We start from the raw sequence: 26,164 nt of genomic DNA, 5'->3' as shown, positions 1-26,164 counted from the left end.
AGGCGTGCGGCCCACACCGCGGGCAGATGGCACGCAGGAAGCCCGGACTAATAAGATGGCATTGAAATCCCCCGCGTTTCGTAAAAAATTTCCGTTGTTGGTCACCGGCAGTCTGCTGGCCCTGCAACCACTCGCCACTTCGTTCGTGGTCGCCGCGGAACAGTATGACTGCTCAGTCTCTGCTTCGGGTGCCTGGGACTGTGCGCCAAAAGCGCCGGCCGCTGCATTGCCGCCACGCCCCGTCCATGACGGCAGCGCAGTTTCCGCCACTGGCGAAGCCCCGGCAGACACCGGCTCCAGCGCAGACACCGGCGCCAAACCTGTGCTGGTTACCGAGTCCAAGGGCCGCGGCCTGAAGTCGCGTAGTGAAGACTACAGCCACCTCGACTGGGTTCCGCGCGAGAAGCTCACTGCAGCGCAATTGGCCGAAACCGGTCCTTACTGCTCTGGTTCCTATATCGAACCGATTCGTCCTGGCATGAATGACAAGACGAATAAAAGTGACGCTCCGACCTTTCTCGGTGCAAAAGCCTCTCGCTATAAGCAGGATGAACAGGTCGCTACCCTGGCCGGTGACGTGGTCATGCGTCAGGGCAGCATGCAGGTCGAAGCCGACGAAGCGAACCTCTACCAGGCCGAGAGCCGTGGCGAACTGAGCGGCAACGTCCGTGTTCGCGACAACGGCGCACTGATCGTGGGCGACCACGCCGACGTGCAGCTCGACACGGGTGAAGCCAAGGTCGACAACGCCGAATACGTGATGCACAAATCCCGTATCCGCGGTAACGCGCTATACGCCAAACGTGCCGAGAACGCGATCATCCGACTCAAGGATGGTACGTACACCACGTGCGAACCGAACAGCAACGCCTGGCAGCTCAAGGGCAATAACATCACCTTGAACCCGGCGACCGGTTTCGGTACTGCGACCAACGTGACGCTGCGGGTCAAGGACATCCCGGTTCTGTACACGCCATACATCTATTTCCCGATCGACGACCGTCGCCAATCCGGCTTCCTGCCGCCAACCATTGGCACCGGCAGCGATACCGGCTTCCTGCTGGTCACCCCGTATTACTTCAACCTGGCACCGAACTACGATGCCACGTTGTACCCGCGCTACATGAGCAAGCACGGGCTGTTGATGGAAGGCGAGTTCCGCTACCTGACCAAATCCAGCGAAGGTCAGTTCGGCGCCGCGTACCTCAACGACGAAGACACCGATCGCAGTGGTCAGACCGATTACCAAAAAAATCGTTACATGTACAACTGGCAGCACAAGGGTGGTCTCGACTCGCGCGTCTTCACGCAGGTCGACTACACCAAGATCAGCGATCCGTATTACTTCCAGGATCTGCAGACTGATCAGATTGGTGTGAAAAGTGCCGATTTCGTGAACCAGCAGGGTTCTGTCACCTATCGTGGTGACAGCTATACCGCTCGTTTGAATGCCCAGGCTTATCAGCTGGCGACCGTTTCGAACATTACGCCTTACGATCGTTTGCCGCAGATCACCTTCAATGGACAGCTGCCTTATCACCCGGAAGGGCTGAACTTCGATTACGAGACAGAGGTCGTGCGGTTTGATCGTGATTTGAAGAACGGCGACTTCGTGAACGAAGACGGCACCGTCGAGTCGCGTCTTGATAACAACGTTCAAGGCTTGGCACGTGCCAACGGCGACCGCTTGAATCTCAAGCCGGGTGTCAGTTTGCCGTTGAACTGGACCTATGGTTTCCTGAAGCCATCGCTCAAGTATCAGTACACCCAATACCAGCTGGATCTGGACGGTACCGGCAAAAGCCAAATCGCGGCCCAGGATCAAGCCGCAGCTGCAGCCGGGACTGAAAACCTCAATGGTCATTTCGGCAGCAATCAGAACCGTGGCGTACCGATCGCGAGCATCGACAGCGGCCTGTATTTCGATCGCAACACCCAATGGTTCGGCAAGAATTATCGCCAGACCCTCGAACCGCGCCTGTTCTACCTTTATGTACCTGAGGAAGACCAGAAGGATATTCCGGTTTTCGACACCAGCGAATACACCTTCAACTACGCCTCGCTGTTCCGCGACAACCGCTTCTCCGGCTCCGACCGTGTCGGTGACGAGAACAAGCTGTCGCTGGGCATCACCAACCGCTGGATCGAAGACAACGGCTTCGAGCGTCAACGCATCAGCGTCGGCCAGGCCTTGTATTTCAAGGACCGCGAAGTCCAGTTGCCAGGTATTGATGCGAAAACCCGCGCCGATGCTCAAGCCAACGTCTCGCCATATGCACTGGAATACGAATACCGCTGGAACCGCGACTGGCGCACCACGGCCGACTACAACTGGGACCCGGACAGCCGCAGCCCTCGCTCGGGCAGCGCGATGTTCCACTACCAGCCTGAAGACAACCCGAACAAGGTTATCAACGCCGGTTATCGCTATCGCAATGACCAGGTCCGTTATGACCAGAACACAGGTAAATGGGCGGTGGGCGGCGGTGACTATGGCACCCCTGGCCAACCTGGCTACGTGAAGGACTACTACAAGATCAAGCAGCACGACTTCTCGGTGATCTGGCCGATCGTGCCGCAGTGGAACGCCATCAGCCGCTGGCAGTATGACTACAACCGCAACCGTACTCTGGAAGCCTTCGGTGGTTTCGAATACGACAACTGCTGCTGGAAATTGCGCCTGATCAACCGTTACTGGGTCAGCTATGACGAGTTCAGTCAGAACGCCCCGGAAAACGAAAAAGGCGACCACGGCGTCTTCCTCCAAATTGTTCTGAAGGGACTCGGCGGCCTCACCGGCGCCAAGGTAGAGAGCTTCCTCGACAAAGGCATCCAAGGTTATCGTGAACGTGAAGACCAAGCTTTCTGATTGTCTGCGCCCGCTGATGCTGGGCGCGTTGTTCCTGGGTACCGCGGCCAACGCCGCGGTACAGTCCATCGATAAAGTGGTGGCCATCGTCGACAACGACGTGGTCATGCAGAGCCAACTGGACCAACGTGTTCACGAAGTTCAGCAAACCATCGCCAAACGCGGCGCTGCCGTACCGCCTGCCGGCGTACTGGATCAGCAGGTGCTCGAGCGTCTGATCGTCGAAAACCTGCAACTGCAGATCGGCGAGCGTTCCGGCATCCGCATTACCGATGAAGAACTGAACCAGGCAGTCGGCACCATTGCCCAGCGCAACAACATGTCGATTGAACAATTTCGCTCCGCTTTGGCTCGCGACGGCCTGTCTTATGACGACGCTCGTGACCAGATCCGCCGCGAAATGATCATCAGCCGTGTGCGTCAGCGCCGTGTCGCTGAACGCATTCAGGTGTCCGAGCAGGAAGTGAAGAACTTCCTCGCGTCCGACCTGGGCAAAATGCAGCTGTCCGAAGAATTTCGTCTGGCCAACATCCTGATTCCCACGCCGGAAAGCGCCAACTCCGACGCGATTCAGAATGCCGCCAAACAAGCCGATGCGGTTTACCAGCAACTCAAGCAAGGCGCTGACTTCGGTCAGTTGGCAATTGCCAAATCCGCCAGCGAAACCGCGCTGGAAGGCGGCGACATGGGCTGGCGTAAAGCCGCTCAACTGCCACCTCCGTTCGATCGCATGCTCAGCACTATGACGGTTGGCGACATTACCCAGCCAATGCGCACGCCGGGCGGCTTCATCATCCTGAAGATTCTCGACAAGCGTGGCGGCGAAGCCCAGGTGCGTGACGAAGTGCATGTGCGTCACATCCTGGTCAAACCAAGCCCGATCCGCGACGAAGAAAAAACCAAAGCCCTGGCTCAATCGCTCTACTCCCGTATCGAAGCGGGCGAAGACTTTGGCGAGCTGGCGAAAAGCTTCTCGGAAGATCCGGGTTCCGCCCTCAACGGTGGCGACCTGAACTGGATCGACCCGAACGCGCTGGTTCCTGAATTCCGCGAAGTGATGGCCAAGACCCCACAAGGTCAGCTGTCCAAGCCGTTCCAGACCCAATATGGCTGGCACGTTCTGGAAGTCCTTGGCCGCCGCGCCACTGACAGCACTACCCAGGCCCGTGAACAGCAAGCGATGACCGTACTGCGTAACCGCAAATACGACGAAGAGCTGCAAACCTGGCTGCGTCAGATCCGTGACGAAGCGTATGTAGAAATCAAGCTCCCTGGTGCAGACCAGGCAACGCAGTGAAACCCAAGCGTTTCGCGTTGACCCCCGGCGAACCGGCCGGCATAGGTCCTGACCTGTGCCTGCTGCTCGCCTCGCAAGCCCAGCCACACCCTCTGATTGCCATTACCAGCCGCGACCTGCTCATCGAGCGGGCTGCGCAGCTGGGCGTGGTTGTCGATCTGCTGCCGGTAACGCCGGACAGCTGGCCGGATGCTCCCGCACCTGCCAACAGCCTGTATGTGTGGGATACGCCGCTCAACGCCAAGGTCACCGCCGGGCAACTGGACAAGGCCAATGCCGCTTTTGTCCTGGAAACCCTGACGCGTGCTGGCCAAGGCTGCCTGGACGGGCATTTCGCCGGCATGATCACCGCCCCTGTGCACAAGGGCGTAATCAACGAATCCGGAATCGCCTTTTCCGGGCACACGGAGTTTCTTGCTGACCTGACTCATACCGCGCAAGTGGTGATGATGCTCGCCACTCGCGGCTTGCGCGTGGCGCTGGTCACCACTCACCTGCCCCTTCGCGAGATTGCCGATGCAATCACACCGGAGCGGCTGGAGCGGGTCACACGGATTCTGCACGCCGACCTGCAAGAAAAATTCGGCATCGCCCAGCCACGCATCCTGGTTTGCGGGCTTAACCCGCACGCCGGTGAAGGCGGTCATCTGGGCCATGAAGAAATCGACATCATCGAACCCACATTAGAGCGCCTGCGCGGCGAGGGCATGGACCTTCGCGGTCCCCTGCCCGCCGACACTCTGTTTACCCCAAAATATCTGGAGCACTGCGACGCGGTGCTGGCGATGTACCATGACCAGGGCCTGCCCGTGCTGAAATACAAAGGCTTCGGCGCGGCAGTCAACGTGACCCTCGGCTTGCCGATCATCCGCACATCGGTCGACCACGGCACCGCCCTGGATCTGGCCGGTAGCGGCAAAATCGATACCGGCAGCCTGCAAGTCGCCCTGGAAACCGCCTACCAGATGGCCGAGACCCGTTTATGACCGAGCATTACCAACACCGGGCGCGCAAGCGCTTCGGCCAGAACTTCCTGCACGATGCCGGCGTTATCGACCGCATCCTGCGCTCCATCCACGCCAAACCCGAAGACCGTCTGCTGGAAATCGGCCCGGGCCAGGGTGCATTGACCGAAGGCCTACTCAACAGCGGCGCCCAACTGGACGTAGTAGAGCTGGACAAGGACCTGATCCCGATCCTCAACCAGCAGTTCGCCAGCAAGAGCAATTTCCACCTGCATCAGGGCGACGCGCTGAAGTTCGACTTCAACAGCCTGAACGCAGCACCGGGCAGCCTTCGGGTAGTCGGCAACCTGCCGTACAACATCTCTACGCCGCTGATTTTTCATCTGCTGCACAACTCCCACCTGATACGCGACATGCACTTCATGCTGCAAAAGGAAGTGGTCGAGCGTCTGGCGGCGGGGCCTGGTGGCGGTGACTGGGGTCGCCTCTCGATCATGGTTCAGTACCATTGCCGGGTCGAGCATCTGTTCAACGTCGGCCCGGGCGCATTCAATCCGCCGCCGAAAGTCGATTCGGCTATCGTGCGCCTGGTGCCTCACGCGGTACTCCCGCATCCAGCCAAAGATCACAAACTGCTGGAGCGCGTCGTGCGCGAAGCCTTCAACCAGCGCCGCAAAACATTGCGCAACACTCTCAAACTGCTGCTGAGCAACGCCGAAATCGAAGCCGCCGGCGTCGATGGCAGCCTGCGCCCCGAACAGCTCGATCTGGCTGCCTTCGTGCGCCTGGCCGACAAGCTCAGCGAACAAGTCCTACAAAAGCCTGTTACCGACTGACAGGCGATGAGCGCTATCGGGTAGGACGCCACTCTGGTCTACTACCCGATACTTGGCCTAGACTGAGTTCAATCAGCTACGCCCCGCGTCCCGCTTCGTTTCTAAGGCCTTTTGCATGTCCGATCCTCGTTATCAGGTCGACGTCAGCGTCGTCACCCGCTATCTGGCAGAACAATCGCAACCCGAACACAACCGTTTTGCCTTCGCCTACACCATCACCGTGCAGAACAATGGCCTTGTACCCGCCAAACTGCTTTCACGGCACTGGGTGATCACCGATGGCGACGGACATGTCGAGGAGGTTCGCGGTGCAGGCGTCGTCGGCCAGCAGCCGTTGATCGACGTCGGCAAGAGCCACACTTACAGCAGCGGCACTGTCATGACGTCCAAGGTCGGTACGATGCAGGGCACGTATGAAATGGTCGCCGAGGACGGCAAACACTTCGATGCCATCATCGCACCGTTCCGTCTGGCGGTACCCGGAGCCTTGCACTGATGGCGACGTATGCCGTCGGCGATTTGCAAGGTTGCCTTGAGCCGCTGCAATGCCTGCTCAAGCAAGTCGCTTTCGACCCTGCGCGGGACCGTCTGTGGCTGGTGGGTGATCTCATCAACCGTGGCCCACAGTCGCTGGAAACCTTGCGCTTCCTCTATAGCATCCGCGAATCGCTGGTGTGCGTACTCGGCAATCATGACCTGCACTTGCTGGCCGTCGGGCAAAACATCGAACGCCTGAAGAAAGCCGACACCCTGCGCGAGATCCTTGAAGCACCCGATAGCGCGGAGCTACTGGAGTGGGTCCGACAGCAAAAGCTCATGCATTACGACGAACAGCGCGATATCGCTCTGGTTCATGCCGGCATCCCGCCTCAATGGTCGCTACGCAAAGCCTTGAAGTGCGCCGCCGAAGTCGAAGAAGCCCTGCGCGATGACAACCGCTTCGCGCCTTACCTCGACGGTATGTACGGCAACGAGCCAGTGAAATGGGATAACGACCTCAAGGGCGCGCCGCGCTTGCGAGTCATCACCAACTATTTCACCCGGATGCGTTTCTGCACCAGCGACGGCAAGCTCGATCTCAAGGGCAAGGAAGGCATCGACACCGCACCGCCGGGTTATGCGCCGTGGTTCACCCACAAGGAGCGCAAGACCAAAGACCTGAAGATCATCTTCGGTCACTGGGCAGCGCTCGAAGGCCAGTGCAACGAGCCGGGTCTGTTTGCGCTCGACACCGGTTGCGTCTGGGGTGGCGCCATGACCCTGATGAACGTCGACACCGGCGAGCGCTTGCAATGTAAATGCGACGCCCATGGCCACACCCGGCCGGCTGTCGCCGCCTCTATTCCCGAACAAACGTCAGCCAGCGCCCCGCGCTAGACTGCGCTTTCAGCCGAGCCACAGGAGCCCGCCATGAGCGAATTCAAACGTATCCCCCCAGAACAGGCCCAGGCCCTGCGCGAACAAGGCGCGGTGGTGGTCGATGTCCGCGACCCTGCAACTTTCGCCGCGCTGCACATTGCCGGTTCGAAGCACCTGGACAACCATTCTCTGCATGCTTTCATTCAGGGCGCTGACCTGGACGCGCCGACGGTGGTGGTCTGCTATCACGGCAACTCCAGCCAGGGCGCGGCTGCTTATCTGATCAGTCAAGGCTTCTCGGACGTCTACAGCATGGACGGCGGTTTTGAGCTGTGGCGTACGACCTATCCTTCGGAAACGGCGCAAGGCACTTCCGAATAATTTTTTTCAAGGCGTGCAAGCCCCGGCCCCCGTGGGTTCGGGCACTGGCAGACGAACGGTCTGCCACAACTAATTACTTATTGCGCCTTTACCTTCAAGATTCCGAACTATCCTTAAGCGCAGGCCATCCAAAACAGGGGAGAGCCGGTACACCGGCGCGCGGGTCATCGGGAGTAGCTTTCGGGGTTGATACCCTGAAGGTGTTCTGGGGGGTAAACAGCAACTGCATATTCAGTTGCTTGCCAGCATCGACTGACTGATCCGGCGTCGGCTCCACGTATCGAGCGAGGTGACGTCATGAGTATCTTTAGCCACTTCCAACAACGCTTCGAGTCCACGCGCCAGGAAGAACTCTCGCTGCAGGAGTACCTGGAGCTGTGCAAAAAGGACCGCAGCGCCTACGTTTCCGCAGCTGAGCGTCTTTTGCTGGCCATCGGTGAACCGGAGCTGCTCGACACCTCGACCAACTCGAGGCTGTCGCGAATCTTTTCCAACAAGGTGATCCGCCGCTATCCGGCCTTTGAAGACTTCCACGGGATGGAAGAATGCATTGACCAGATCGTGTCGTATTTCCGCCATGCAGCCCAGGGTCTGGAAGAAAAGAAACAGATCCTCTACCTGCTCGGCCCGGTCGGCGGCGGTAAATCGTCCCTGGCCGAAAAGCTCAAACAACTGATCGAGAAAGTGCCCTTCTACGCAATCAAGGGCTCGCCGGTTTTCGAGTCGCCTCTGGGTCTGTTCAACGCCACTGAAGATGGCGCGATCCTTGAGGAAGACTTCGGCATTCCCCGGCGCTATCTCAATACCATCATGTCGCCATGGGCCACCAAGCGCCTGGCCGAATTCGGCGGCGATATCAGCCAGTTCCGCGTGGTGAAACTCTATCCGTCGATCCTCAACCAGATTGCGGTCGCGAAAACCGAGCCGGGAGATGAAAACAACCAGGACATCTCGGCACTGGTGGGCAAGGTCGATATCCGCAAACTGGAAGAGTTCCCGCAGAACGACGCCGATGCCTACAGCTACTCGGGAGCCCTGTGCCGGGCCAACCAGGGCCTGATGGAGTTCGTCGAAATGTTCAAGGCACCGATCAAGGTGCTGCACCCATTGCTGACGGCCACCCAGGAAGGCAACTACAACAGTACCGAAGGCTTGGGCGCGATTCCGTTTACCGGGATCCTGCTGGCCCACTCCAACGAATCGGAATGGCACACCTTCCGTAACAACAAGAACAACGAAGCCTTCATCGACCGGATCTATATCGTCAAAGTGCCGTACTGCCTGCGCGTCAGCGACGAGGTGAAGATCTACGACAAACTCCTCTTCAACAGCTCGCTGGCCAAGGCCCATTGCGCGCCCGATACCCTGAAAATGCTCGCTCAGTTCACCGTACTCTCGCGCCTCAAGGAGCCGGAAAACTCCAATATCTACTCCAAAATGCGCGTGTACGACGGTGAAAACCTCAAGGACACCGATCCGAAGGCCAAATCGATCCAGGAATACCGCGACGCAGCGGGTGTTGATGAAGGCATGAACGGTCTGTCGACCCGCTTCGCCTTCAAGATCCTGTCGAAGGTCTTCAACTTCGATCCGCACGAAATCGCCGCCAACCCGGTGCATCTGCTCTACGTGCTGGAACAACAGATCGAACAGGAACAGTTCCAGGCGGAGACCCGCGAACGCTATCTGCGCTTCCTGAAAGAGTACCTGGCGCCGCGTTATATCGAATTCATCGGCAAGGAGATCCAGACTGCCTACCTCGAGTCTTATAGCGAGTACGGTCAGAACATCTTCGATCGCTACGTGCTGTACGCCGACTTCTGGATTCAGGATCAGGAATATCGCGATCCGGAAACCGGCGAAATCCTCAACCGCGTAGCCCTGAACGAGGAACTGGAGAAAATCGAAAAACCGGCCGGCATCAGCAATCCGAAGGATTTCCGCAACGAAATCGTCAACTTCGTATTGCGCGCCCGAGCCAACAACAACGGCAAGAACCCAACCTGGCTCAGCTACGAAAAACTGCGGGTGGTCATCGAGAAGAAAATGTTCTCCAACACCGAGGACTTGCTGCCGGTCATCAGCTTCAACGCCAAGGCCAGCAAAGAAGACCAGCAGAAGCACAACGACTTTGTCACACGGATGGTCGAGCGGGGCTACACCGACAAACAGGTACGACTGCTGTCCGAGTGGTACTTGCGGGTCAGAAAATCACAGTAACCCGCTGCCGGTCAGACCGGTTGTCGTTAGCCCGAGGCCTGTTTACGCTTTTTCTGTTACACAGGCCTCTGGAGGTGTCCGAAATGCGGTAGCGAGGTTCAGGCAGCATCAAAGCGCTTGGGGGGAGCGTGTACACCCTCCGGCACTGGCCTTATGCTGCGTTAACGCTCGCCCATTTCAGGACAGCTTCTAAGGAGCAGTCATGAGCTATGTGATCGACCGACGTCTCAATGGCAAGAACAAGAGCACGGTAAACCGCCAGCGGTTTCTGCGGCGCTACCGTGATCACATCAAAAAGGCTGTCGAAGAGGCGGTCAGCCGGCGCTCCATTACCGATATGGAACACGGCGAGCAGATCAGCATTCCCGGCCGCGACATCGACGAGCCGGTGCTTCACCACGGTCGTGGCGGCAAGCAAACCATCGTGCACCCCGGCAACAAGGAATTCACCAGCGGCGAGCACATTGCCCGTCCGCCTGGAGGTGGAGGCGGCAGAGGCCCCGGCAAGGCCGGTAACACGGGTGAAGGGATGGACGAATTCGTCTTCCAGATTACCCAGGAGGAATTCCTCGAGTTCATGTTCGAGGACCTGGAGCTGCCAAATCTGGTCAAACGCCACCTGACCGGCACCGACACGTTCAAAACTGTACGCGCAGGCATCAGCAACGAGGGCAACCCGTCACGGATCAACATCATCCGCACGCTGCGTTCGGCTCATGCCCGGCGCATTGCCTTGTCCGGCAGCAGCCGGGCGAAATTGCGCGAAGCAAAAGAGGAACTGCTGCGACTTAAACGCGAGGAACCGGATAACTTCGGCGATATCCAGGACCTCGAAGCAGAGATCGAGAAACTCAGCGCGCGCATTCACCGAGTGCCCTTTCTCGACACCTTCGACCTCAAGTACAACCTGCTGATCAAGCAGCCGAACCCCAGCTCCAAAGCAGTGATGTTTTGCCTGATGGACGTGTCCGGCTCCATGACCCAGGCGACCAAGGACATCGCCAAACGCTTCTTCATCCTGCTGTACCTGTTCCTCAAGCGGAACTACGACAAAATCGACGTCGTATTCATCCGCCACCACACCAGTGCCCGCGAAGTGGATGAGGAGGAGTTTTTCTACTCCCGGGAAACCGGCGGCACCATCGTCTCCAGCGCCCTGAAACTGATGCAGGAGATCATGGCCGAGCGTTATCCGAGCAATGAATGGAACATCTATGCTGCCCAGGCATCCGACGGCGACAACTGGAACGACGATTCGCCGATCTGCCGCGACATCCTGATCAACCAGATCATGCCGTTCGTGCAGTACTACACTTATGTTGAGATTACCCCGCGCGAACATCAGGCCTTGTGGTTCGAGTACGAACGCATTGCCGAAGCCTTCTCTGACACTTTTGCCCAGCAGCAACTGGTCTCGGCCGGGGATATCTATCCGGTCTTCCGTGAACTCTTCCAGCGCAGGTTAGTGACATGACCGCCAAAGAGCAGAAGCGCCAACCCATTTCCACCGGCTCCGAATGGACATTCGAGCTGATCCAGGCCTACGACCGCGAAATCAGTCGTCTCGCGGCCCGCTACGCGCTGGATACGTACCCCAACCAGATCGAAGTGATCACCGCCGAACAGATGATGGACGCCTACGCCTCTGTCGGCATGCCGTTGGGTTATCACCACTGGTCCTATGGCAAACACTTCCTCAGCACCGAAAAATCCTACAGCCGCGGCCAGATGGGCCTGGCCTACGAGATTGTGATCAACTCGGACCCTTGCATCGCCTATCTGATGGAAGAAAACACCATCTGCATGCAGGCTCTGGTAGTGGCTCACGCCTGCTATGGCCATAACAGTTTCTTCAAAGGCAACTACCTGTTCCGCACCTGGACCGACGCCAGCTCGATCATCGATTACCTGGTGTTCGCCAAGCAGTACATCATGCAGTGCGAAGAACGCCACGGAATCGACGCGGTGGAGGACTTGCTCGATTCCTGCCATGCGCTGATGAATTACGGAGTCGATCGTTACAAACGCCCTTATCCGATTTCCGCCGAAGAAGAACGCCGTCGGCAGAAGGATCGGGAAGAGCATCTGCAGAAGCAGATCAACGATTTGTGGAGGACCATTCCAAAAGGCGCGGACAAATACAGCGACAAGGACAACGCACGCTTCCCCGTCGAACCTCAGGAAAACATCCTGTACTTCATCGAAAAGCACGCTCCGCTGCTGGAGCCTTGGCAGCGCGAAATCGTGCGGATTGTGCGCAAGATCGCCCAGTATTTTTATCCACAACGCCAGACACAGGTGATGAACGAAGGCTGGGCCACGTTCTGGCACTACACCTTGATGAACGACTTGTATGACGAAGGCCTCGTCACCGATGGCTTCATGATGGAGTTCCTGACTTCCCATACCAGCGTGGTCTTTCAACCCGGCTTCGACAGCCCTTACTACAGCGGCATCAACCCCTACACCCTGGGTTTTGCCATGTATCGCGATATCCGCCGGATATGCGAACACCCCACCGAAGAGGACTATCGCTGGTTTCCGGAAATCGCCGGTACCGACTGGCTGTCCAGCATCAAATTCGCCATGAGCAGCTTCAAGGATGAGAGTTTCATCCTGCAGTACCTGTCACCCAAGGTGATCCGCGACCTCAAGCTTTTCAGCATCCTCGATGACGATCAGAAGGACGATCTGCTGGTTCCGGCGATACACGACGAAGACGGCTATCGAACCATTCGTGAAACCCTGGCGGCGCAATACAACCTGGGCAATCGCGAACCCAACATACAGATCTACAGCATTGACCGGCGTGGCGACCGCTCCCTGACCTTGCGTCACCAGCAACACGACCGCAAACCGCTGGGCGATTCCACTGACGAAGTACTCAAGCACCTGCACCGCCTCTGGGGCTTCGACATTCACCTGGAAACCCTGCAAGGGGATCAGGTGATGAAAACCCACCATGTTCCGCCTAGAAGCGAGCACGGCGAGGGGGATTACGGCCGACTGGACCTGGCAGTCATTCATCTTTGATCCGGTTTTCTGCCTCCGGAAGTTCGACGCAAAGGTTATTCTGTCGGGCTAACGGAGGTTTTTTATGCAGATTTATAAAGTCGGCGGTGCGGTACGCGATCGCCTGCTCGGCCAGCCTGTCACCGATATCGACTGGGTCGTTGTAGGCGCAACCACCGAAGAAATGCTCGCCAAGGGCTTTCGTCCGGTGGGCGCGGACTTCCCGGTGTTTCTTCACCCCAAAAGCGGTGAGGAGTACGCCCTCGCCCGCACCGAACGCAAGAACGGGCGCGGCTACGGCGGCTTCATCTTTCACGCCAGCCCCGACGTCACACTCGAAGAAGATCTGATTCGTCGCGACCTGACGATCAACGCCATGGCCGAAGACGACCAGCAGAACCTGACCGACCCCTACCATGGCCAGCGGGATCTAGAGGCGCGCCTGCTTCGTCACGTTTCCCCCGCGTTCGCCGAAGATCCTCTCCGTGTTCTGCGCGTTGCCCGCTTCGCCGCCCGTTACGCAGAACTGGGTTTCACCGTCGCCCCCGAGACATTGGAGCTGATGCGTCAGCTCAGCGAATCAGGTGAATTGGAGGCATTGACTCCCGAACGCAACTGGAAAGAAATCGCCCGCGCGCTGATGGAAGACCAACCCCAGGTATTCATCGAGGTGTTGCGCGAGTGCGGCGCTCTCAAAGTACTGATGCCGGAAGTCGACGCGCTGTTCGGTGTACCGCAACCCGAAGCCCATCACCCGGAAATCGACACGGGCGTGCATACCTTGAGCGTGCTGGAGCAAGCGGCGCTGCACAAACAACCGCTGACCGTACGCTGGGCCTGCTTGCTGCATGACCTGGGCAAAGGCTTGACGCCCGAGGAAGAATGGCCCCGCCACATCGCCCACGAGCACAAAGGCCTGAAGCTGATCAAAGCGGTCAACGAGCGCTTCAAGGCACCGAAGGACTGTCAGGAATTGGCGCTGCTGGTGGGCAAGTATCACACCCATGGCCATCGCGCTCTGGAGCTGAAGCCGTCGACCTTGCTGGAGTTGCTGCAGAGTTTCGACGTCTATCGTCGACCTCAGCGCTTTGAGGAGTTTATCGCTGCGTGCGAGATGGACGCCCGTGGACGCAAGGGGCTGGAGCAGCGTAGTTATCCACAGGCGGATTATTTACGTGGCGCTGCAACGGCGGCGCGAAGTGTTGCCGTTCAGCCGTTGTTGGAGAAGGGATTCAAGGGACCGGAACTGGGCGAGGCGATCAAGGGCGAGCGGCTCAAGGCGTTGAAGGTTTACAAAGCGGCAGCGCCTGCTTGAAAAGCATCGCGGGCAAGCCCGCTCCCACAGGGTTAGCCTAAACCTGTGGGAGCGGGCTTGCCCGCGATGGCGTCATCCGCCTCACAACAAATTCAAAGGGGTCAGCTGCTTGCCGCGCCACTCAAAAGCCACCGGCGCCAGCACCTGATCGATCTGCGCCTCATCCCACAAAGCCGAAAAGCTTTTGCCTACGCCCGGATGCACACGATCCGGTGCAATCAGCGACAACGGCCACAGCACGAAGGCATTTTTCAGAATCTCTGCCCGCGGCAAGATCAAACCATCGAAGTTGCCCACCAGATCGCCGAACAGCAGCACGTCAATATCCAGCGGCAAGCCCTTGCGGTCCGGCGCGTAACGGCCGTTATCCGCCTCGATGAACTTCAACCGTCGATCCAGCTCCATCAGCGGCAGGTCGGTGAAGGCCGAGACCACAAAGTTGAAAAAAGGCCCGCTCTTGATCCCCACCGGCTGGCTTTCGAATACCGCCGAGCAGCGCATATCCACCAGGAAACCCGCCAAGGCGTCCAGGCCAGCCTGCAAATGGGATTCGCGCTCGATATTGCTACCGAGCCCAAGGTACACCTGAGTCAGCGACATCCGCGCTCGATCTCCACGCCCACACCCGTGGCCGCCGGGACGGCACCTGGCTTGGTCAGCTTGAGGTGCATCCAGGTGATCTTGAATTCGCTCATCAGCACTTCCGCCAAACGCTCGGCAAAGGTCTCGACCAGCTGAAACTGTGCCTGCTCGGCGAACGCCTGAATGCGTGACGAAACGCTCGCGTAGTCGAGCGCCAGGGTCAGGTCATCACCGGCGGCGGCCGGACGATTGTCCCAGGCGAAGCTCAGATCAAGTCGAAGACACTGTCGGATGCCTCGTTCCCAGTCGTAGGCACCAATCACGGTGTCGACTTCCAGGCCCTCGATAAACACTCTGTCCAAGCACTTCTCTCCACTGCACGACAAGGGCGCAATGCGCCGTTAGAATCAGGGCGTCCTCGCCCGGAATAGTTAGCATGTTTTGGTTACTGGCGATCCTCGCCTACCTGCTTGGCTCTCTGTCCTTTGCCATTTTGCTCAGCCGCCTGACCGGTAACCCCGATCCGCGAATGAGTGGCTCGGGCAATGCCGGAGCCACCAACATGTTGCGTCTGGCCGGCAAGAAACTCGCCATCCTGACCTTGCTCGGCGACGTGAACAAAGGCCTGCTGCCCGTATTGATCGCGGGTGCGATAGGCCTTTCACTGCAAGAACAGGCCTGGATCGGCGTCTGTGCCGTTATCGGTCACCTGTTTCCGCTGTACTTCCGCTTTCGCGGTGGCAAGGGCGTCGCCACCGCAGCTGGCATGCTGCTGGGGCTTTACCCGCCTGCCGCGCTGCTGGCGGTCTGCGCCTGGCTGCTGACGTTCTACCTGACCCGCACCAGCTCACTCGCCGCCCTCATTGCCACGCCATTGACCCTGCCGCTGCTTGCCTGGCAAGAACCGGCGGCACTGCTACCCATGAGCGCGCTCACGGGCCTTATCGTCTGGCGTCATCGCGGCAATCTACGCGACCTGTTTGCCGGGCGCGAACGGCATTTTTAAATACCGCACGTGAACACCGCTCATCACAGCGCCGACAGTTGCTCCATTGGCCAGCGCGCCTGCACGCTGATCGCCAGGCTTTCATGCTGGCCGGCCTGCAAGCGCTGGCAGCCGGCAAACGCAATCATCGCGCCATTATCGGTGCAGAACTCCGGACGCGCATAAAACACATCGCCCTTCAAGTCGCCGAGCATTTTCTCCAGTGAAACCCGTAGCGCTTTGTTGGCGCTGACGCCTCCTGCGATCACCAGACGCTTGAGACCCGCCTGTTTCAGGGCACGCTTGCACTTGATGGTCAAAGTCTCCACCACGGCCTGCTGGAACGCCAGCGAGATGTCGCAACGGGCTTGCTCGCTGTCGTCCCCGGCGCTGACGCTCTGCTGCCAGGTGTTCAGCGCAAAGGTTTTCAGGCCGCTGAAGCTGAAAGCCAAGCCCGGACGATCACACATCGGACGCGGAAAAGTGAAACGTCCTGCAACGCCCTGCTCCGCCAGACGAGCAATCTCCGGGCCGCCCGGATAATTCAGGCCCATCATCTTCGCGGTTTTATCGAACGCTTCGCCGGCAGCATCGTCGAGGGTCTCGCCCAAGAGCGTGTATTGGCCAATCCCGTCGACCTGAACCAGCTGCGTATGACCACCCGACACCAACAAAGCGACGAACGGGAACTCCGGAGGTTGCGACTCCAGCATCGGCGCCAACAAGTGACCTTCCATGTGGTGCACGCCCAAGGCCGGAATACCCCAGGCAAAGGCCAGCGCCTGGGCGCACGAAGCCCCCACCAGCAAGGCTCCGACCAGGCCAGGACCCGCGGTATAAGCGATGGCGTCGATCTCGGTCGGAACACAGTCGGCCTCGGCCAGGACCTGACGAATCAAGGGCAGCATGCGTTTGACGTGATCACGCGACGCCAGCTCCGGCACCACGCCGCCATAGGCACGATGCAGATCGATCTGACTGAACAGCGCGTCGGCCAACAACCCGCGTTCACTGTCGTAAAGTGCGACACCGGTTTCGTCGCAAGAGGTTTCTAATCCCAGTACTAGCATGGGTTTGCGCCTTGTAGAGGCTGAATTCGAAGGCGCGCATAATAGTCGTCGCGTGATGCCCCGACCAGCGGTTTTCGATCAGAGGCTTTGCATTCCGAGCGATGAGGGGTTAACATCCGCAACCCTTAAAAACCGACGTCTTCAAGTGCTCTTTTGCCGCGAGGATGTTGACCCCGGTAATGAATGAAGGTAGCTCTGGATGCCAGCCGTCAAAGTAAAAGAGAACGAACCCTTCGACGTAGCTCTGCGTCGTTTCAAGCGCTCCTGCGAAAAAGCCGGTGTACTGGCTGAAGTTCGTAGCCGCGAATTTTACGAGAAGCCAACTTCTGAGCGTAAGCGTAAAGCAGCAGCCGCTGTTAAGCGTCACGCCAAGAAAGTTCAGCGCGAACAGCGCCGCGCCGTTCGTCTGTACTAATACACAGACGATCGTAGCAAGCTTCTGCCAAGCCCGGCCCTCAGCCGGGCTAATGGCATTTGCGGAAAACGCTTGATGCTTCACCGTCAAAGTCGCAGACGCGACCGAGACAAATCTGCTTCACAGCGTCAGACCTGGCTCTTTTGCCAGCGGTGCACGTCTTTTCTGACGAGCCTTCCAAGGCTACTGACGAGCACACCCACTGATTCCTCTCACGACGATCAGCCCAAGGCACCTTCTTGCGTGCCCGCTTATGAGCTATCCGAGGCCAATGACCGGCCGTCGCCGGATTCAGCGAAACACTTTCAAATAGTCGATTACTGATTGGTACTAACGTCAGTGGATTTTCGGCAGATACACTTCCCGACAGCGATACGCAGACGACACCGGTCGAGCCGCACACCCTGCGCGCCTCAAACAACGACCCGCGTTCGGCCGCCCTTCGTTTTGGGTCCATTTCAGCGCAGATGACGAGAACGCCATGGCCGGGCTAATTCCCCAGAGCTTCATTGACGACCTTCTGAACCGCACCGACATCGTCGACGTGGTCAGCTCGCGCCTGCAAATGAAAAAAGCCGGCAAGAACTACACTGCCTGCTGCCCGTTTCACAAAGAGAAAACCCCCTCCTTCAGCGTCAGCCCCGACAAACAGTTCTATTACTGCTTCGGCTGTGGCGCTGGCGGTAATGCCCTCGGCTTCATGATGGACCATGACAACCTGGATTTCGTCCAGGCTGTCGAAGAACTGGCCAAAGCCGCCGGCATGGAAATTCCCCGCGAAGAAAGTGGCCGACCGCACAAACCGCGGCAACCCACTGATTCGCCGCTGTATCCGCTGCTCACCGCCGCCGCCGATTTTTATCGTCAAGCCCTGAAAAGCCATCCGTTGCGCAAAGCCGCCGTGGATTACTTGAAGGGTCGCGGACTAACGGGAGAAATCGCCCGGGACTTCGGGCTCGGTTTTGCCCCGCCCGGCTGGGACAATCTGTTCAAGCACTTGAGCAGCGATACCCTGCAGCAAAAGGCCATGATCGATGCCGGCCTGCTGATCGAGAACGCCGAAACCGGCAAGCGCTATGACCGCTTCCGCGATCGCGTGATGTTCCCGATCCGCGACAGTCGCGGGCGCATCATCGCCTTCGGTGGCCGGGTATTGGGCGACGACAAGCCGAAATACCTGAACTCACCGGAAACCCCGGTTTTCCATAAAGGCCAGGAACTCTACGGCCTTTATGAAGCACGCAAGAACAACCGCAACCTCGACGAAATCATCGTCGTCGAAGGCTATATGGACGTCATCGCCCTCGCCCAGCAAGGTCTGCGCAATGCCGTCGCAACCCTGGGTACCGCCACTAGCGAAGAGCACTTGAAGCGGCTGTTTCGCGTCGTGCCCAACGTGCTGTTCTGCTTCGATGGTGACCAGGCGGGCCGAAATGCCGCCTGGCGAGCATTGGAAGCGACCCTGCCATGTTTGCAGGACGGACGTCGGGCGCGCTTTCTGTTCCTGCCCGAGGGTGAGGACCCGGATACTCTGGTCCGCTCCGAGGGCACTGACGCGTTCCGCGCGCGGATCAATCAGCATGCCCAGCCATTGGCCGATTACTTTTTTCAACAGTTGACCGAGGAGTCGGATCCGCGCTCCCTCGAAGGCAAGGCCCACATGGCCACCCTCGCCGCGCCGCTGATCGACAAAGTCCCGGGCGCCAACCTGCGCATCTTGATGCGCCAGCGCCTGAGCGAAATTACCGGGCTAAGTGGTGAAGCCGTGAGCCAACTCGTGCAAAGCACGCCTCACCCTCAGGAAGCGCCACCCGCTTACGATCCGGGCATCGATTACGACGCTATGCCGGATTACAGCGACTACCATCAGCCGCAGGCACAAGAGATGTACGCGCCGCAGCAGGAATGGACGCCGAAAAAGCCTGGCGCAGGCGGCAAGAAATGGGACAAGAAGCCGTGGGACAAGAACGGCAAACGTGGCGGCGATCGCGATCAACCGCGCGCACCGCGCACGCCGATTGCCGTAGAAGCGCCCACGCTGATCGCACTGCGCACCCTCATTCATCATCCAGATCTGGCTGGCCGGGTAGAAACCGCCAACCATTTTGCCAATGAGAGCAATACCTACGCACAACTGCTCGTGGCCCTGATCGAGGCGGTGCAAAAAAATCCTAAGCTAAACTCAATTCAGCTAATGGCGCGCTGGCACGGGACCGAACAGGGACGATTGCTCAAGGCATTGGCAGAAAAGGAATGGCTGATTGACGGCGACAACCTTGAACAACAGTTTTTAGACACCATTACTAGGCTATCAGCAGCTCAACACACGGATAGCCTGGAAGCACTTATCAGAAAAGCAAGGCAGCCAGGACTGACCGCGGAGGAAGCAAATCAGATCGCAAATCAGATGCGCGACCTATTAAAACGCAATATGGCTGTATCAACCCCGACCTCAACTGGCGCGTGAGGTCATAGCTCAGGTATAATCCTCGGCTTGTTTTTTGCCCGCCAAGACCTTCAGTGGATAGGGTGTTATGTCCGGAAAAGCGCAACAGCAGTCTCGTATCAAAGAGTTGATCACACTTGGTCGTGAGCAGGGCTACCTGACTTACGCGGAGGTCAACGACCACCTGCCGGAGGATATTTCAGATCCGGAACAGGTGGAAGACATCATCCGCATGATTAATGACATGGGGATCAACGTATTCGAGGTTGCGCCAGATAAGGATTCCCTTATGCTGGCCGACGCCGATACCGACGAAGCCGCGGCCGAAGAGGCAGCAGCAGCGTTGGCAGCGGTCGAGACCGACATTGGTCGCACCACCGACCCAGTGCGCATGTACATGCGTGAAATGGGTACGGTAGAGCTCCTCACACGTGAAGGCGAAATCGAAATCGCCAAACGTATTGAAGAGGGCATCCGCGAAGTGATGGGCGCAATCGCGCACTTCCCTGGCACGGTTGACCATATTCTCTCCGAGTACACTCGCGTCACCACCGAAGGTGGCCGCCTGTCCGACGTCCTGAGCGGTTATATCGACCCGGACGACGGCATTGCGCCGCCTGCAGCCGAAGTGCCGCCGCCTGTCGACCCGAAAGCCGTGAAAGCGGATGACGACACCGACGACGATGACGCCGAAGCGACTGATGACGAAGAAGAAGCCGAAAGCGGTCCGGATCCGGTCATCGCCGCACAGCGCTTTGGCGCTGTCGCCGATCAGATGGAAATCACCCGCAAGGCCCTGAAAAAGCACGGTCGTGGCAACAAGCTGGCAATCGCCGAGCTGATCGCCCTGGCTGAGCTGTTCATGCCGATCAAACTGGTGCCGAAGCAATTCGAAGGCCTGGTCGAGCGTGTTCGCAGTGCCCTGGATCGTCTGCGTCAGCAAGAGCGCGCGATCATGCAACTGTGCGTTCGTGATGCCCGTATGCCGCGTGCCGACTTCCTGCGCCAGTTCCCGGGCAACGAAGTCGACGAAAGCTGGACCGATGCACTGGCCAAAGGCAAAAGCAAATACGCTGAAGCCATTGGTCGCCTGCAACCGGACATCATTCGTTGCCAGCAGAAGCTGACCGCGCTGGAAACCGAAACCGGTTTGACGATCGCCGAGATCAAGGACATCAACCGTCGCATGTCGATCGGTGAGGCCAAGGCCCGCCGCGCGAAGAAAGAGATGGTCGAAGCGAACTTGCGTCTGGTGATCTCCATCGCCAAGAAGTACACCAACCGTGGTTTGCAGTTCCTCGATCTGATCCAGGAAGGCAACATCGGTCTGATGAAAGCGGTAGACAAGTTCGAATACCGCCGCGGCTACAAATTCTCGACTTATGCCACCTGGTGGATCCGTCAGGCGATCACTCGCTCGATCGCCGACCAGGCCCGCACCATCCGTATCCCGGTGCACATGATCGAGACGATCAACAAGCTCAACCGTATTTCCCGGCAGATGCTGCAGGAAATGGGTCGCGAACCGACCCCGGAAGAGCTGGGCGAACGCATGGAAATGCCTGAGGACAAGATCCGCAAGGTATTGAAGATCGCTAAAGAGCCGATCTCCATGGAAACCCCGATCGGTGATGACGAAGATTCTCATCTGGGTGACTTCATCGAAGACTCGACCATGCAGTCGCCAATCGATGTCGCCACTGTTGAGAGCCTTAAAGAAGCGACTCGCGAAGTCCTGTCCGGCCTCACTGCCCGTGAAGCCAAGGTTCTACGCATGCGCTTCGGTATCGACATGAATACCGACCACACCCTCGAAGAGGTTGGTAAGCAGTTCGACGTGACCCGTGAACGGATTCGTCAGATCGAAGCCAAGGCGCTGCGTAAGCTGCGCCACCCGACGAGAAGCGAACATTTGCGCTCCTTCCTCGACGAGTGATCACAGAACCCCCGGCCCAGGCCGGGGGTTTTGCTTTATACAGATTAAATGCCCCGTACATCCCCCCCGCCGCATAGCCCGTCTACACTCGAAACATTCCCCCAAGCCGTAACGAGACCGTTATGCCCAGATGGCCGACCGTGCTTTTTTTGCTGTCGCTGATGACCTGGACCGCAACGGCTGGCGCGTTGACTCTTACCGACGAAGAACGTAGCTGGCTGACGGCTCACCCGGAATTGCGCCTGGGCGTGGACGCGTCTTGGCCTCCGTTTGAGTTTCGCGATGAGCATGGCCGTTATCAAGGCTTGGCAGCAGACTACATCAACGTCATCCGTCAGCGGCTGGCCATCAAACTCACGCCCATCGAGCCGGTCAGCTGGACCGAAGTCTTGCAGCAGGCCAAACAAGGCAAGCTAGACATCTTGCCGGGCATCATGTCGACTCCCGAGCGCCAGACGTATCTGTCGTTCACCCGCCCCTATCTCGACTTTCCGATAGTTATTCTGGCTCACGTCGGAGGCCCCCAACCGCGCAAACTCGAAGACCTGTACGGGCTGAAGATCGCCGTGGTGGAAAACTATGCCCCCCACGAACTGTTGCGTAGTCACCATCCCGACTTGAATCTGGTGGCGATGCCCAACGTCAGCTCGGCGCTGCAGGCGCTCGCCACCGACGCCGTGGACGCCGTAGTGGGCGATCTTGCCTCCAGTGTCTGGAGCCTGCGCCAGCTCAAGCTCGACGGGCTCTACGTCAGCGGTGAAACACCCTATCGCTACCAATTGGCGATGGCCGTTCCCCCGAACAACAAGCTGCTGGTCAGCATTCTGGACAAAGTCCTGGCAGACATGACCCCGAGTGAAATCAGTGCCATCCAGGAACACTGGGTCGGTAACGTCCTGGACCATCGAACCTTCTGGCTCGACGTGCTGAGTTACGGCCTGCCAGGACTATTGTTTCTGATGATTGTGCTGGCAGTGGTTATCCGGATCAATCGCCGTCTCAGCTCTGAAATTGCCCGTCGGGTCGCTCTGGAACAGGAGCTGCGCAGCAGCGAATACCATTACCGCGGGCTGGTGGAGAGCCTTTCAGCCATTGCTTGGGAAGCACGGATCAGCGACTACACCTACAGTTACGTGTCACCTCATGCCCAGGATCTCCTTGGCTATCCCCTGCCCCATTGGTTGATTCCGGGCTTCTGGCGCAACATCATTCACCCCGCGGATCTGACCCGCGCCCAGACCTTCTGCGACCGTGAAGTGGCGGCCGGGCGCGATCACAGCGTCGATTACCGGGTCATCACCGCTGACGGCCGCTGCCTGTGGGTCCGCGACATCGTCAGCCTGATCGAGCACGCCCATGAACCGGTACTGCGCGGGCTGATGATCGACATCAGCGAAGCCAAGCGCACTGAAGAGGCGCTGCGTCTGTCGGAGCAGAAATTCGCTTCGGTATTCCAGCAATGCCCGGATATTCTGGTGATCGCGCGGCTTTCCGACGGTTGTTTGCTGGAGGTCAACGAAGCGTTCGAAGAACAGATCGGCCTCAAGGCCGAAGACGTCATAGGCCAGACCGCCACCGACCTGAACATCTGGGGCGTACCCGGCGTGGGGCCGGGTTTATTGCAACGGTTGCAGGCCGGCAGCATCCGCAACCTGGAGATGCCCTTTCGCCGCAGCAATGGCCAGGTGTTTACCGGCCTGATTTCTGCCGAGCCTTTCGATCTCGATACGACTCCGGCCCTGGTGGTCGTCGTGCGGGACATCAGTCAACTCAAGGAAACCCAACAACAGCTGCAAACCTCCGAGGAGAAATTCGCCAAGGCCTTTCACGCTTCCCCCGACGGCTTGCTCCTGTCCCGGCAGAGCGACGGCTTACTGTTGGAAGTCAACGAAGGCTTCAGCCGTATTACCGGCTTCAACAGCGCAATGTCCGTGGATCGCTCGGCCCTGGACCTGGGGATCTGGGTCAATCTCAACGAGCGCAAACAGATGCTCGAGCTGTTGCATCGGGATGGTTTCGTCCGCGACTTCAGTTGCCACATTCGCCGCAAAGACGGGCAGATCCGGCTCTGTGAGGTTTCAAGCCGGCCGTTGCCCATTGGCGATGAAGATTGCATGCTGACCATTGCCCGGGACATTACCGAGCGACATCTGATGCAGGAGAAACTGCAACAGGCCGCCACGGTGTTCGAGAGCACTGCCGAGGGCGTATTGATCACCGACACTCAACAGCACATCAGCGCGGTCAATCGCGCGTTCACCGAAATTACCGGCTACAGCGAGAGCGAAGCGCTGGGCCACACCCCTCGCCTGCTCGCCTCGGGCCTGCATGACAGCGCATTTTATGCGGCGATGTGGCATCAATTGACCGCCGACGGTCATTGGCAAGGCGAGATTTCCAACCGGCGCAAGAATGGCGAGCTCTACCCGAGCTGGCTGACCATCAGTGCGGTGCGCAACCGAGACAAACTCATCACCCACTTTGTTGCGGTGTTCGCAGACATTTCCAGCCTCAAACACGCGCAAGCCAAACTCGACTACCAGGCGCATCACGACCCGTTGACGGGCCTGCCAAACCGCACGCTGTTCGAGAGTCGGCTGTTGACGGCACTGAACAGCCAGCAGGAAAACGGTGGCCAAGGCGCGGTGCTGTTCCTCGACCTGGACCGCTTCAAACACATCAACGATAGCCTCGGCCACCCCGTTGGCGACCTGCTGCTCAAAGGCATTGCCGTGCGCCTCAAGGAGCAGCTGCGCGATATCGATACCGTGGCGCGGCTGGGTGGCGACGAATTCATCATCCTGCTCCCTGGCCTGCAACAGTCCAGCGATGCCGACAACATTGCCACCAAGCTGCTCAATTGCTTCTCCGCCCCTTTCCAGGCCGGCGAGCACGAGTTTTTCATCAGCGCCAGCATCGGCACCAGCCTGTATCCCAAGGACGGCTGCGACGTCGCCACGCTGGTCAAGAACGCCGATGCCGCGATGTATCGCTCCAAGGCCAAGGGCCGTAACCGGGTTGAAAGCTACACTCGCGACCTCACCGCCCAAGCCAGCGAGCGCGTGGCGCTAGAACATGAACTGCGGCGTGCCATCGAGCGCAATGAGCTGTTTTTGTACTACCAGCCCAAAATCAGTCTGAACGATCATCAAGTAGTGGGCGCCGAAGCGCTGATTCGCTGGCATCACCCCACCTTCGGCGATGTGCCTCCCGAGCACTTCATTCCCCTGGCCGAAGAAAACGGCATGATCCTGCAAATCGGCGACTGGGTACTTGAGACCGCCTGCCGACAGATGTACGAGTGGAATCAGGTCTATGAATGCCTGGGCCCACTCTCGGTCAATCTGGCCGGTGCACAACTGCGCCAGCCGAATCTGCTCGGCCGGATCGAACAATTGCTTAAAGACAACCACCTCAACCCCGGCTTCCTGCAACTGGAAATCACTGAAAACTTCATCATGAGCCAGGCCGAAGAGGCGCTGGCGGTGCTGCATCAACTCAAACGCCTGGGCGTGCAATTGGCAATCGACGATTTCGGCACTGGCTATTCGTCCCTGAGCTACCTCAAACGCCTGCCACTGGACATTCTCAAGATCGACCAATCCTTCGTCCGCGGCCTGCCAGACGACCCACATGACGCGGCGATTGTTCGCGCAATCATCGCCCTGGGCCGCAGCATGCAATTCACCGTCATCGCCGAGGGCGTCGAAACCCAGGCGCAGCAGCAATTCCTGGCTGCGGAGGGCTGTGAACAGATCCAGGGTTACATCGTCAGCCTGCCCTTACCAGCGGACGAATTCGCCGCGACGTTTCTTCGTACAGCCATATTGGATTTTTCGGATAGCACAGCCGAGAAACCATCGCTATAATCCGCGACCTACTGAGGGCCTATAGCTCAGTTGGTTAGAGCAGGGGACTCATAATCCCTTGGTCGTAGGTTCGAGTCCTACTGGGCCCACCATACTCAAAGCCGCGCACTGCGCGGCTTTTGTGTTTTTTGGTCGGCCACCGCTGGTACAGTCCTATGGACACCGTCGCGATCCAGGACTGGTAACTCCTTCGCCGTAAAGGCTTGCGTGATGCGCCTTAACTCGATTGGTGAACTCCCTTTCAGCCGGTGCAAGTTCGGGGAACTCAACCTGCAGTGCCTTGTTACCCCTGGCGATGTGTTCCATCACCGCCATGGCGATGTTTTCACGCACCATCCCGACTGAGACGTAATACATGGCCCAGGCTTGTTCGGGCGTGCAGTGGCCGATCTGCTCCTCAATCTCCTTGTAGGCTTTGTATTCGTCCGACTCCAAGTAGCATTGGCAATCACCTTGGCACATGATTTTTCTCCTTCCCTAGAATCTTTGTGACAACCCCTAAGTAAGTCGGCTGATAAGGGCTGTCCCTGCTCCCTACGTGATTACCAGTGCTCCAAATAAACGCGGGCTATTGCAGGAAACGCACCAATTTCGCATATACAGAACC

The 26,164-nt window shown here is 58.5% G+C and carries 20 protein-coding genes and 1 tRNA gene; 17 read left to right on the top strand and 4 right to left on the bottom strand.

The window, feature by feature from the left end; genetic code table 11:
• Window positions 1–55: 55 nt before the first annotated feature.
• The 11 genes from AB4O41_RS19700 to AB4O41_RS19650 all read left to right on the top strand — a co-directional run bounded on the left by AB4O41_RS19700 (window position 56) and on the right by AB4O41_RS19650 (window position 14,254).
• On the top strand, window positions 56–2,869 hold the full coding sequence (locus AB4O41_RS19700; RefSeq protein ID WP_460144366.1) for an LPS-assembly protein LptD: 2,814 nt from the start codon (window positions 56–58) through the stop codon (window positions 2,867–2,869).
• Entirely contained in the window at window positions 2,850–4,166 is a 1,317-nt protein-coding gene (gene surA / locus AB4O41_RS19695) for a peptidylprolyl isomerase SurA (protein WP_460144365.1), read from the top strand. Before AB4O41_RS19700 ends, surA begins: the two co-directional genes overlap by 20 nt.
• Window positions 4,163–5,152 (top strand): 4-hydroxythreonine-4-phosphate dehydrogenase PdxA, encoded by a 990-nt coding sequence (gene pdxA, locus AB4O41_RS19690; protein ID WP_460144364.1) that lies wholly within the window; start codon window positions 4,163–4,165, stop codon window positions 5,150–5,152. The genes surA and pdxA overlap by 4 nt, the downstream gene beginning before the upstream one ends.
• Entirely contained in the window at window positions 5,149–5,967 is an 819-nt protein-coding gene (gene rsmA, locus AB4O41_RS19685; protein ID WP_460144363.1) for a 16S rRNA (adenine(1518)-N(6)/adenine(1519)-N(6))-dimethyltransferase RsmA, read from the top strand. Before pdxA ends, rsmA begins: the two co-directional genes overlap by 4 nt.
• A 115-nt stretch (window positions 5,968–6,082) precedes the next feature.
• Complete coding sequence (apaG, locus tag AB4O41_RS19680) at window positions 6,083–6,463, top strand: Co2+/Mg2+ efflux protein ApaG (protein WP_460144362.1); 381 nt, start codon at window positions 6,083–6,085, stop codon at window positions 6,461–6,463.
• A complete protein-coding gene (locus AB4O41_RS19675; RefSeq protein ID WP_460144361.1) occupies window positions 6,463–7,344 on the top strand; it encodes a symmetrical bis(5'-nucleosyl)-tetraphosphatase in 882 nt (293 codons plus the stop codon). Before apaG ends, AB4O41_RS19675 begins: the two co-directional genes overlap by 1 nt.
• Window positions 7,345–7,377: 33 nt before the next feature.
• Complete coding sequence (gene glpE, locus AB4O41_RS19670; RefSeq protein ID WP_030130002.1) at window positions 7,378–7,707, top strand: thiosulfate sulfurtransferase GlpE; 330 nt, start codon at window positions 7,378–7,380, stop codon at window positions 7,705–7,707.
• Window positions 7,708–8,004: 297 nt separating this feature from the next.
• Entirely contained in the window at window positions 8,005–9,927 is a 1,923-nt protein-coding gene (locus AB4O41_RS19665) for a PrkA family serine protein kinase (RefSeq protein WP_007904259.1), read from the top strand.
• A 202-nt stretch (window positions 9,928–10,129) separates the two neighbouring features.
• The gene (locus tag AB4O41_RS19660) at window positions 10,130–11,401 is read left to right on the top strand and encodes a YeaH/YhbH family protein (protein WP_367373183.1); all 1,272 of its coding nucleotides are present in this window, start codon (window positions 10,130–10,132) and stop codon (window positions 11,399–11,401) included.
• A complete protein-coding gene (locus AB4O41_RS19655) occupies window positions 11,398–12,960 on the top strand; it encodes a SpoVR family protein (protein WP_460144360.1) in 1,563 nt (520 codons plus the stop codon). Before AB4O41_RS19660 ends, AB4O41_RS19655 begins: the two co-directional genes overlap by 4 nt.
• A 64-nt stretch (window positions 12,961–13,024) precedes the next feature.
• Window positions 13,025–14,254, top strand: coding sequence for a multifunctional CCA addition/repair protein (locus AB4O41_RS19650; protein WP_460144359.1), 1,230 nt, complete (start codon window positions 13,025–13,027; stop codon window positions 14,252–14,254).
• Between the two features lie 81 nt (window positions 14,255–14,335).
• On the opposite strand, the gene folK is transcribed toward AB4O41_RS19650, so the two are convergent.
• Window positions 14,336–14,854 (bottom strand): 2-amino-4-hydroxy-6-hydroxymethyldihydropteridine diphosphokinase, encoded by a 519-nt coding sequence (folK, locus tag AB4O41_RS19645; RefSeq protein WP_460144358.1) that lies wholly within the window; start codon window positions 14,852–14,854, stop codon window positions 14,336–14,338.
• Window positions 14,845–15,198 (bottom strand): dihydroneopterin aldolase, encoded by a 354-nt coding sequence (gene folB / locus AB4O41_RS19640; protein WP_253552248.1) that lies wholly within the window; start codon window positions 15,196–15,198, stop codon window positions 14,845–14,847. Before folB ends, folK begins: the two co-directional genes overlap by 10 nt.
• Before the next feature lie 74 nt (window positions 15,199–15,272).
• On the opposite strand from folB, the gene plsY reads away from it, so the two are divergent.
• Entirely contained in the window at window positions 15,273–15,842 is a 570-nt protein-coding gene (gene plsY / locus AB4O41_RS19635; RefSeq protein WP_460144357.1) for a glycerol-3-phosphate 1-O-acyltransferase PlsY, read from the top strand.
• A 23-nt stretch (window positions 15,843–15,865) separates the two neighbouring features.
• Here plsY and tsaD read toward each other — a convergent pair whose 3' ends face one another.
• A complete protein-coding gene (gene tsaD, locus AB4O41_RS19630; protein ID WP_460144356.1) occupies window positions 15,866–16,891 on the bottom strand; it encodes a tRNA (adenosine(37)-N6)-threonylcarbamoyltransferase complex transferase subunit TsaD in 1,026 nt (341 codons plus the stop codon).
• Window positions 16,892–17,090: 199 nt separating this feature from the next.
• Here tsaD and rpsU point away from each other — a divergent pair, with 199 nt between their 5' ends.
• From rpsU to AB4O41_RS19605, 5 genes are all read left to right on the top strand, one after another.
• A complete protein-coding gene (gene rpsU / locus AB4O41_RS19625) occupies window positions 17,091–17,306 on the top strand; it encodes a 30S ribosomal protein S21 (RefSeq protein WP_002551877.1) in 216 nt (71 codons plus the stop codon).
• A gap of 481 nt (window positions 17,307–17,787) precedes the next feature.
• The gene (gene dnaG, locus AB4O41_RS19620; RefSeq protein WP_460144355.1) at window positions 17,788–19,773 is read left to right on the top strand and encodes a DNA primase; all 1,986 of its coding nucleotides are present in this window, start codon (window positions 17,788–17,790) and stop codon (window positions 19,771–19,773) included.
• 67 nt (window positions 19,774–19,840) lie between these two features.
• Entirely contained in the window at window positions 19,841–21,688 is a 1,848-nt protein-coding gene (gene rpoD / locus AB4O41_RS19615) for an RNA polymerase sigma factor RpoD (protein WP_123719577.1), read from the top strand.
• A gap of 122 nt (window positions 21,689–21,810) precedes the next feature.
• Window positions 21,811–25,557 carry a bifunctional diguanylate cyclase/phosphodiesterase gene (locus AB4O41_RS19610; protein ID WP_460144354.1) on the top strand — a complete coding sequence of 1,249 codons (3,747 nt, stop codon included), beginning with the start codon at window positions 21,811–21,813 and terminating at the stop codon, window positions 25,555–25,557.
• A gap of 15 nt (window positions 25,558–25,572) precedes the next feature.
• Window positions 25,573–25,649: transfer RNA gene (locus AB4O41_RS19605), tRNA-Ile, on the top strand.
• Between the two features lie 61 nt (window positions 25,650–25,710).
• Here AB4O41_RS19605 and AB4O41_RS19600 read toward each other — a convergent pair.
• Complete coding sequence (locus AB4O41_RS19600; RefSeq protein ID WP_460144353.1) at window positions 25,711–26,019, bottom strand: hypothetical protein; 309 nt, start codon at window positions 26,017–26,019, stop codon at window positions 25,711–25,713.
• Between the last annotated feature and the right edge of the window lie 145 nt (window positions 26,020–26,164).

The organism is Pseudomonas sp. S2_A02 (assembly GCF_054668495.1).
The sequence above is the reverse complement of the archived record's forward strand: the minus strand, read 5'-3'. Positions and strand labels throughout refer to the sequence as shown.

Coding starts and splice junctions, on each gene's coding strand:
- tsaD (WP_460144356.1), bottom strand. CDS start 16,891: ATGCTAGTACTGGGATTAGAAACCTCTTGCGACGAAACCGGTGTCGCA.
- AB4O41_RS19600 (WP_460144353.1), bottom strand. CDS start 26,019: ATGTGCCAAGGTGATTGCCAATGCTACTTGGAGTCGGACGAATACAAA.
- AB4O41_RS19660 (WP_367373183.1), top strand. CDS start 10,130: ATGAGCTATGTGATCGACCGACGTCTCAATGGCAAGAACAAGAGCACG.
- AB4O41_RS19655 (WP_460144360.1), top strand. CDS start 11,398: ATGACCGCCAAAGAGCAGAAGCGCCAACCCATTTCCACCGGCTCCGAA.
- glpE (WP_030130002.1), top strand. CDS start 7,378: ATGAGCGAATTCAAACGTATCCCCCCAGAACAGGCCCAGGCCCTGCGC.
- dnaG (WP_460144355.1), top strand. CDS start 17,788: ATGGCCGGGCTAATTCCCCAGAGCTTCATTGACGACCTTCTGAACCGC.
- rpoD (WP_123719577.1), top strand. CDS start 19,841: ATGTCCGGAAAAGCGCAACAGCAGTCTCGTATCAAAGAGTTGATCACA.
- AB4O41_RS19665 (WP_007904259.1), top strand. CDS start 8,005: ATGAGTATCTTTAGCCACTTCCAACAACGCTTCGAGTCCACGCGCCAG.
- rsmA (WP_460144363.1), top strand. CDS start 5,149: ATGACCGAGCATTACCAACACCGGGCGCGCAAGCGCTTCGGCCAGAAC.
- AB4O41_RS19610 (WP_460144354.1), top strand. CDS start 21,811: ATGCCCAGATGGCCGACCGTGCTTTTTTTGCTGTCGCTGATGACCTGG.
- rpsU (WP_002551877.1), top strand. CDS start 17,091: ATGCCAGCCGTCAAAGTAAAAGAGAACGAACCCTTCGACGTAGCTCTG.
- plsY (WP_460144357.1), top strand. CDS start 15,273: ATGTTTTGGTTACTGGCGATCCTCGCCTACCTGCTTGGCTCTCTGTCC.
- apaG (WP_460144362.1), top strand. CDS start 6,083: ATGTCCGATCCTCGTTATCAGGTCGACGTCAGCGTCGTCACCCGCTAT.
- folK (WP_460144358.1), bottom strand. CDS start 14,854: ATGTCGCTGACTCAGGTGTACCTTGGGCTCGGTAGCAATATCGAGCGC.
- AB4O41_RS19650 (WP_460144359.1), top strand. CDS start 13,025: ATGCAGATTTATAAAGTCGGCGGTGCGGTACGCGATCGCCTGCTCGGC.
- AB4O41_RS19675 (WP_460144361.1), top strand. CDS start 6,463: ATGGCGACGTATGCCGTCGGCGATTTGCAAGGTTGCCTTGAGCCGCTG.
- AB4O41_RS19700 (WP_460144366.1), top strand. CDS start 56: ATGGCATTGAAATCCCCCGCGTTTCGTAAAAAATTTCCGTTGTTGGTC.